The sequence below is a fragment of the Candidatus Amarobacter glycogenicus genome (genome assembly GCF_016704105.1).
In the GTDB taxonomy this organism is placed as follows: Bacteria; Chloroflexota; Dehalococcoidia; order Tepidiformales; family Tepidiformaceae; genus Amarobacter; species Amarobacter glycogenicus.
Window position 1 is genome coordinate 615720 of the sequence record NZ_JADJAT010000019.1, and the last position, 6897, is coordinate 622616.

Consider the following 6897-nt stretch of genomic DNA (forward strand, 5'->3'; position numbering starts at 1 on the left):
CAGGATCAGCGCGGCGCCGGCGCTGGCCGTTTCGTGAGGCCCGGCATCGGCGCCTCTTCAGCTTCCATCGCCGCCAGGTGGGTCGCATCGATCCCGCGGAGCGCGCGACTCGCGAGGAAGATGAGGAGAGCCAGGAGCGCCGTGGCAACGGAGGCGCTTGCCACTGCCGCCCGCACGCCAAAGGCCTCGGCGACAGCGCTCACCGGGAGCGTGCCCAGGGAGTCAGGCCGAACGTCATCATCATCAGGCTCATCACCCGGCCACGCACCTCGTTCGGTATCAGCATCTGGATGATCGTGCCGTTGGTGGTCGTAAACACGCTGGCGAAGATGTCGGCGATAAGTACGAGCGGCAGTGCGAGCAGGAACCAGGGACTGAGGGCAAAGAGGAACAGCGTACCCGCGAAAGCAAAAAGGCTGGACATCATCAACCGCAACTTGCGGGGCGTTTGTCCGGCCCATGCGACGTAGAAGGAGCCCATGATGCCGCCGACCCCGGCGACCGCCTGGAGGACCCCGAGACCACCCTCGCCGACCTTCCAGATGTCTTCGGCGAACACGACGAGCAGCGACTGGAACGGCATCGCCAGCAAGATCGGGACGATCGAGAGGACCATCAGTGCACGCACCGGTGGGTCGCCGGCAACGTACTTCATCCCCGCGACGAGTTCGCGCATGACCGGCTTCTTGCCGGCGCCCTCTTCCGGCGGAGACTTCGAGATGCGCGACATCGAGAGCAGGGCCACCACGTACAGGATGACAGCCATCACATAGACCCACTTCACGCTGGTGAGAGCGACGATGCCCCGGCAACCACCGGTCCGTCGACGCGTGCGGCATTCATGCCGCCCATCTGCAAAGCCATGGCATTGCCCAGTCCTTGGCGGCCAACGATGTTTGCGACGCTCGCCTGGCGCGCCGGCATGATGAACGGGAAAAGACAGCCCATGAAGAAAACGACGACCAGCATGTGCCAGAACTCGAGCCGCCCTGTCAGAAGCAGCGCGAGCACGATCAGCTCATTGACGAGGAGCAGGAATTGGCCAAGAAGGATGAGCCAGCGCTTTTCCACCCGGTCCGCGATGACGCCCCCAAACGGCGAGACCACGAGCATCGGTATCGCGACCATGAGGTTGATCGTCCCGAGCGCGAGCTTACTGCCGGTGAGGTCGTAGGCCAGGATCGAACGGACCAGGAACTGGCCGTTCATCGCGAAGAAGAAAGCGATGTTCGAGGCGTAGAGCCAGCGGAATTGTTCGTGCCGGAGCGAAGCGAACGCGCCACCGTGGCTCTCCGTCGGCATCTCAAAGTAGGGCGGCGGAGGCATCCGGTGAGTCTAGCACTGCGGCCCTATGTGCCCGCTCATACGGGGTAGTTGGGCACCCAGCGCTCGCCGCCTCCGGCGGGCGGGTCGGCCGGTCCATCGCGAGGACCATCCCGAGCACAAGGTAGATGGCCGCGGGACGTCCGTCACGCAGCCTTCTCGGCATCTCCCAGAGAAGTGCGATGCAGGCGAAGAAGAGCGCGAAGAGGCCGAGGATGCTGAGGATGTCGAGCAGTTGCGAATCAGGGCCGGCCTGGCTGAGGAAAGCGTCGCCGGCAAGCGTGAAGTTCAGGAAGTTCCATGCGCCGTGGATCGCCACACCGGCCGGGTATCCCAACAGGTACTTCCCCTGGCGGCGGAAGAGCCCGTAGAACCCCAGCGCCGACATGCCGGTCGCTGCCGCGTGGACTGCCCCCGTGCCCGCTCGCGCGCCGGCGAACTTCCACCAGTCGGCGCTCAACTGTTGCTGGGTGATCTCCGAAGGGTTCACTATCGAGAGGCTGTTTTCGAAAGTCTCCAGGATGTTGAAGCCTGTGCCTGCGAGGACGCCCCAGACGAAACACGCGCGGGCGCCTCTTCGGAAGAAGAAGAACGCGACCAGCATGCCCTTCCAGAACTCCTCGTTCAGGGGCGCGACGACCGACAGGACGCTCACGTCGAAGAAGACACCCCAACCTCGCGGTAGTGACGGGAGTCCTTCCGCGAGGTTTCCGGTATCGCCGTTTCCAAGCTGGCTCACGAGGAGGATGGCCATCAACACGAGGTAGAGCGTGTTGATGATCCCGGCGACGGTCGTCGCGCCGATGGCACCGTAAATCACGCCCGACGACCATTCGCGCCGCTGACCGGCCACGCCCAGCGGTTGAACGCGGCATAGCGCCGGGAAACAACGAGCGCGATCACCAGCGAAGGCACGCTGACGATGAAGACATTCGTGACCGGGGAAGAGAGCCAGCAAGCGCTCGGGGTTGTTGACTTCGAGCTGGCCGATCACCACGAACAACGGGAAGACGGCGATGGCAGCCGGTGCCAGGAACTTCCACCTTGGCACGCGCATCGCCGTGGACCTCGACGCCCGAGCGATGAAGCGGCCTGGTAGACGAGCACGCCACCGAGCGACAGCGTGACGATCGCAGTCCCCAGGCCAACGTTGATATCAAAGAGCTTGCGGCGAGGGCTCTCGGAGAGATCGAACAGAGTGAGGAGCGAAGCCAACCCGGCGAGGAAGGCGAACGCCCCTACGACAACCGCTCCGCCGAGTACGAAAGATCGCCGCTTCCCCGATGGGGTTCTCGCTGAACCTGCGTGACCGCGCCTGCCTGGACAACGAAGCGGCTCGCCGCCCTCGTCATCACTTCGCAGGCGGTCCGGGTCCGCCGTTGTGCGACAAGAGTCTGCTGGAACGTATCGATGTACTCCAACACACCCCGGCGGCGGCGAGCATCGAGCTCGCCCAAGACGTCATCAAGGAGGACTACGGGTCATCACCGAGGGGCGCCGGAGGTAGCTGCCGCTTCGGCCAGGCATCGAAAGCGGCCGGGCGCTGCTGCGCGCGGGAAGCGAACGAGTCGGCGGGCATGCCATCGATCTCGACCTGGACGTCATCGCGGTGAGGGCCGACGAGCGTCGCCCCGGCGCCGACTTCGCGAGTACCGGAGGTTCTGCAGGGCCTTCAGCATGCGCGCCGTCCATTCGAGTCATCGATTGGCGCGTCGCGCTCATCGAGACCTCCGAGCGAGGGGCGGTAGGTGAGCTGCAGCTGTTCGAGACCGTCGCTGAGGCGCTCCATCTGCATCATCGCCTGGGGCACGACGTGGCCGAGGGCGTCGCTCGCGCCCAGAAGATCAGCCCGCCGGCGTGCGCCAGTTCCTGGTCCCAGAAGTGAGTTCGTGGACTCAGCTTCGCGGTTCTGGATGCGCTTGAGCAGGCTATTCCGCTGCTGCAGGACCTTTGCGTACTTCTGCATGGCCGGGAGGTAACCGCGGTCCACCTGGGAGATCATCATGTCCAGGTAACGGCGCCGCATCAGCGGCGGGCCGGCCACGATCTCGATGTCGAAGCGTGGTGAAGAGCACGGCGCAGAGTTGGCCGACCGCATCGGATGCCTTGCGCGGCACACCGTTCACGCGGACGCGCTTGCCCGCGCGGTGGGAAGGTCCGTCGTCCGGCCAACGATGGCAGGAGGTCGAGCTGGAGGTTTTCCGGCCCGGAGCGTTTCACTTCGGCCGAAAGGCGGGCGACCGGGAAGTCGCTTTCGCGAGGATGTCGCGCTGCACCAGGTCGCTATCGCTGCTCGCACGGCTGCTCCGAAGCGTGGAGAGGAGGTAGACCGCTTCGAGGAGGTTGTCTCTTTCCATGGGCGTTTCGCCGACAAAGAGATTCAGGCCCTTTTCGGAGCTTGATCGCGGAGCCTGCACGTAGTTCCGGCAATTCGTCAGTTGGAGGTCAAAGATGTACACGGCGTACCTCCAGTATAGCCGGGATTGTTGAGCTTGGCTCACTTTTTCCGAAACTGCAACTCACTTCTTTCCGGTAGCCTGGCGGCCCGGCGAGGCGCTTGCAACCTGCCTCCGCGCACCCCGGTATACTCCGACCACTATGGCCCACCACACCTACTGCCCAGCTGCTCCATGACCCTCACGACCATGGAGGAGCGGCGGACGGAGCGCCCGGCCTGCCCTCCTGCGACTACATCCACTACGGCGATTTCTCGATCGGCTGCTCGGGCGTCGTCATCCGAGACGGCAAGGCGCGCTGGTGCAGCGCGGCTGGCACCGTCCGCCGGCTCCTGGCAGATCCGGGAGGGTACGCGGAACACGATGAACCGCTCTCGCTCGCCGTCGAGCGGGAAGTCCTCGAAGAGGCCGGGATCGAGGCACGCGTGCGCGATGTCATCGCCTTCCGCCACGCGATCGGCGGCGGCATGGGCGGGACGACGACGAACATCTATGTGATGTTCCGGCTCGATCCTGGGCAACGAAGACCTCGTTTCGATGGCGACGGATCGCCAACGCCGGCTTCTTCAGCCTGGAGGAGATGGCCGCGATGGAAGCCGTCCAGGGCCTTTCGAAGTGGGCGATCGAGAAGGCGCTGCGCACGGGCGAGGGCCATGGTCTCCAGCCGGAGCCAACGGGCCCCTCGCCGGGGTCCGGGCTGGCAGCTCTTCGGCCTCCAGCACTAAGCCCCCAGTCGGCCAACGACGGACCGCGCAATTGGGTTTACGGGCCGATGAGCCTTGAGTAGTAGTACTGTCGTTCAACGAGTTTGAACCCACACGCAGCGTACGTCCGCAACGCGGGTTCGTTGATTCCGCGGTGCCGATGAGGGCGGTATGGGCGCCGCGCTCTCTCAGACGCCGCAGACCCTCCATTACCAGCGCACTGCCGAGGCCCCTGGCCGAAGGGGACGGGTGCCGACCGGCTCGAAATGGCCGGATACCGTTCTCTCGGTCGAACCAGCAGATGCAGTAGCTGAGAAGGTTGCCTTCCGCGCTTTCCAGGAAGTGATGTCCGAGGGTCTCGTCGTGACGGGTTCGCCCGCAGACGCCGATAGTGGCTCTCCGAGAAGCTCGACGCTCCCCCCCAGACCCGACCACGCGCGTCGCGGTGGAGTTCGGCTCGAGCTTCGAATCGTCGTCGTCGGTGACGTGGCGGAAACGCATGCCCTTCGGAAGAGCGGCCAGACCGAGCCCTGGCTCATCGAGGTCCCTGGAATAGCGGACGCTGTGCCGCTCTACGCGGACATAGCCCCGAATTTCAAGGAACGAGATTGCGGGCAGCGTCGCTCTCCAGGACTTCGGTCGAAAGCGTGGACTCCCCAGCGTCTGGTAGGCGACCGGTACGGCGCCTCCGCCGACGACGATCCCGCGGCGGCGTTGTTCGACCTAGCTGAGGACGTCGTCGGCCAGCGAGGTATCGAGGCCGAGTCGCGGATGAAGATCGAAGGCGAAGTGCAGCGGTGGTTCGAAGATCGCGAGTGCGACGACGCCGGGGCGCCCCCCACATCCGAACGTGCCCCGAGAGGTCGACGCCCGGCGGGGAACATGCCGAGTTGCCAGGCAAACGTCACCGCGGGGTTCCAGTAAGTGAGCCCGGAGAAGCGCCGCCGTCGCTGGACGCCCTTGAACCGGGAGGAGCGTCGCCATGTCGCGGTTTTCGTACGAGCGCGAGAGATAGTGGTCCACACCTGCACTCTACCTTCTCGTTTCGTTGTTCTCTCCTATCCGGTATACTGCCTCGTTACGCCTGCGCGCACCCCCGGCCGCTGCGGGCCATAAAATCCAATACCGGAAACCGAACATGCAAGACACCCGAACGAAGTCCTCTTCGAGGGCGAGAAGCCCTTCCCGATCATCCCGACCTGCGAGCACTTCGCGGGGGACGGAGGAACGCATCACGAAGGCGCTCGAACTGCAGAACAAGATGGGCGGCGTCTTCGACATCACCATGGACTGCGAAGACGGGGCCCCGATGGGCGCTGAGAGCGCCCACGCCGAAATTGGTGCGCATCCAGAACAGCGCCGGCAACCAGCACAACATGTCGGGTGTCCGCATCCACGACTACACCAACGAGCACTGGCAGCAGGACGTCGACATCATCGTCCCCGGTGCGGCCGGAACGGCTGCTCCATCACCGTCCCAAGACGGTGAAGTCTGTCGAACTCGCAGAGATGATCGACTACGTGCGGAACACCACTTCGAAGGCCGGGAGCCGTCGCGAAATCCCGATCCATGCGCTGGTAGAGACGCACGGGGCACTGCGCCAGGTGTGGGAAATCGCCGAGCTTCCGAACGTCCAGGTGCTGGACTTCGGGATGATGGACTTCGTCAGCGCGCACAACGGGGCGATCCCGGCTTTCGCGATGCGTTCGCCCTACCAGTTCGACCAGCTGCTTCCCAGCCGAAGGCAGGAGGTGGTCGCCGCGGCGCTGGCCAACGGCGTGGTGCCGCCACAACGTGACCCTGGAGCTCAAGGACGCGGACTCCATCTTTACAAGGACGCTCGCCGCGCGCACGACGAGTTCTCGGTCCTCCGCCAGTGGAGCATCTACCCGCCCAGATCGAGCCGGCCGATAACGCGCGCCATGGCGCCAGCCACGACGAGGTCGAGGAGGCCGGAAGCAATCCTGCTCAAGGCCCACGCCGCCGACTGGGGCCCGATCCAGCACGAGGGCAACCTCCACGACCGGGCCACCTACCGGTACTACTGGGAGCAACTCCAGCGCGCGCACATGCAGAACCTCGCCCCCTCGGCCAGGAAGTGAAGGACCGCTTCTTCGCGGAGGCCGTCACGGCCTGATTACCGCTGGCGGAAGACACACGAATGAGGGGCGCCCATTCAGGCGCCCCCTCATTCGTTGCTGCTTCCCGGAGTGATCACTCGCCGGGCTTCCAGACCATCAGGAAGGTGATGGGGATCACCGAGAAGCCGAGAAAGCCACCGACGGCCCGCACACGCCGGCTGGCCTTCGCGTACTCGGCCGGGAAATCCCCGTTGTCCGGCACGCCATCGAGCGCCGCGATCGCCCTGTTCACATTCGAACGGGCACGAATGCCCCCGCCACGAAAGCGACCA

Annotated in this window: 8 protein-coding genes and 2 pseudogenes; 4 read left to right on the forward strand and 6 right to left on the reverse strand. The window is 64.9% G+C overall.

All coding sequences use genetic code 11. The features are described 5' to 3' along the window. Window positions 1–5: 5 nt before the first annotated feature. From IPG14_RS14315 to IPG14_RS14325, 3 genes and pseudogenes are all read right to left on the reverse strand, one after another. The gene (locus tag IPG14_RS14315) at window positions 6–203 is read right to left on the reverse strand and encodes a hypothetical protein (RefSeq protein ID WP_343392265.1); all 198 of its coding nucleotides are present in this window, start codon (window positions 201–203) and stop codon (window positions 6–8) included. Next, a pseudogene (locus IPG14_RS14320) lies at window positions 200–1326 on the reverse strand (MFS transporter). Before IPG14_RS14320 ends, IPG14_RS14315 begins: the two are co-directional and overlap by 4 nt. Beyond that, complete coding sequence (locus IPG14_RS14325; protein ID WP_343392266.1) at window positions 1304–2380, reverse strand: PrsW family glutamic-type intramembrane protease; 1077 nt, start codon at window positions 2378–2380, stop codon at window positions 1304–1306. Before IPG14_RS14325 ends, IPG14_RS14320 begins: the two are co-directional and overlap by 23 nt. Window positions 2381–2606: 226 nt before the next feature. On the opposite strand from IPG14_RS14325, the gene IPG14_RS14330 reads away from it, so the two are divergent. Beyond that, on the forward strand, window positions 2607–2936 hold the full coding sequence (locus IPG14_RS14330; protein ID WP_343392267.1) for a hypothetical protein: 330 nt from the start codon (window positions 2607–2609) through the stop codon (window positions 2934–2936). Between the two features lie 59 nt (window positions 2937–2995). On the opposite strand, the gene IPG14_RS14335 is transcribed toward IPG14_RS14330, so the two are convergent. Both IPG14_RS14335 and IPG14_RS14340 read right to left on the reverse strand, forming a co-directional pair. Beyond that, window positions 2996–3421, reverse strand: a complete 426-nt coding sequence (locus IPG14_RS14335) for a hypothetical protein (protein ID WP_343392268.1) — start codon at window positions 3419–3421, stop codon at window positions 2996–2998. Window positions 3422–3539: 118 nt separating this feature from the next. Beyond that, window positions 3540–3782 (reverse strand): hypothetical protein, encoded by a 243-nt coding sequence (locus IPG14_RS14340; RefSeq protein ID WP_343392269.1) that lies wholly within the window; start codon window positions 3780–3782, stop codon window positions 3540–3542. 98 nt (window positions 3783–3880) lie between these two features. Here IPG14_RS14340 and IPG14_RS14345 point away from each other — a divergent pair, with 98 nt between their 5' ends. From IPG14_RS14345 to IPG14_RS14355, 3 genes and pseudogenes are all read left to right on the forward strand, one after another. Beyond that, entirely contained in the window at window positions 3881–4504 is a 624-nt protein-coding gene (locus IPG14_RS14345) for an NUDIX domain-containing protein (RefSeq protein WP_343392270.1), read from the forward strand. 150 nt (window positions 4505–4654) lie between these two features. Beyond that, window positions 4655–5407, forward strand: a complete 753-nt coding sequence (locus IPG14_RS14350; protein WP_343392271.1) for a hypothetical protein — start codon at window positions 4655–4657, stop codon at window positions 5405–5407. Between the two features lie 198 nt (window positions 5408–5605). Next, window positions 5606–6621, forward strand: a pseudogene (locus IPG14_RS14355) (aldolase/citrate lyase family protein). A gap of 77 nt (window positions 6622–6698) precedes the next feature. On the opposite strand, the gene IPG14_RS14360 reads toward IPG14_RS14355, so the two are convergent. Beyond that, a partial coding sequence (locus IPG14_RS14360; protein WP_343392272.1) for a hypothetical protein occupies window positions 6699–6897 on the reverse strand: 199 nt, incomplete at its 5' end.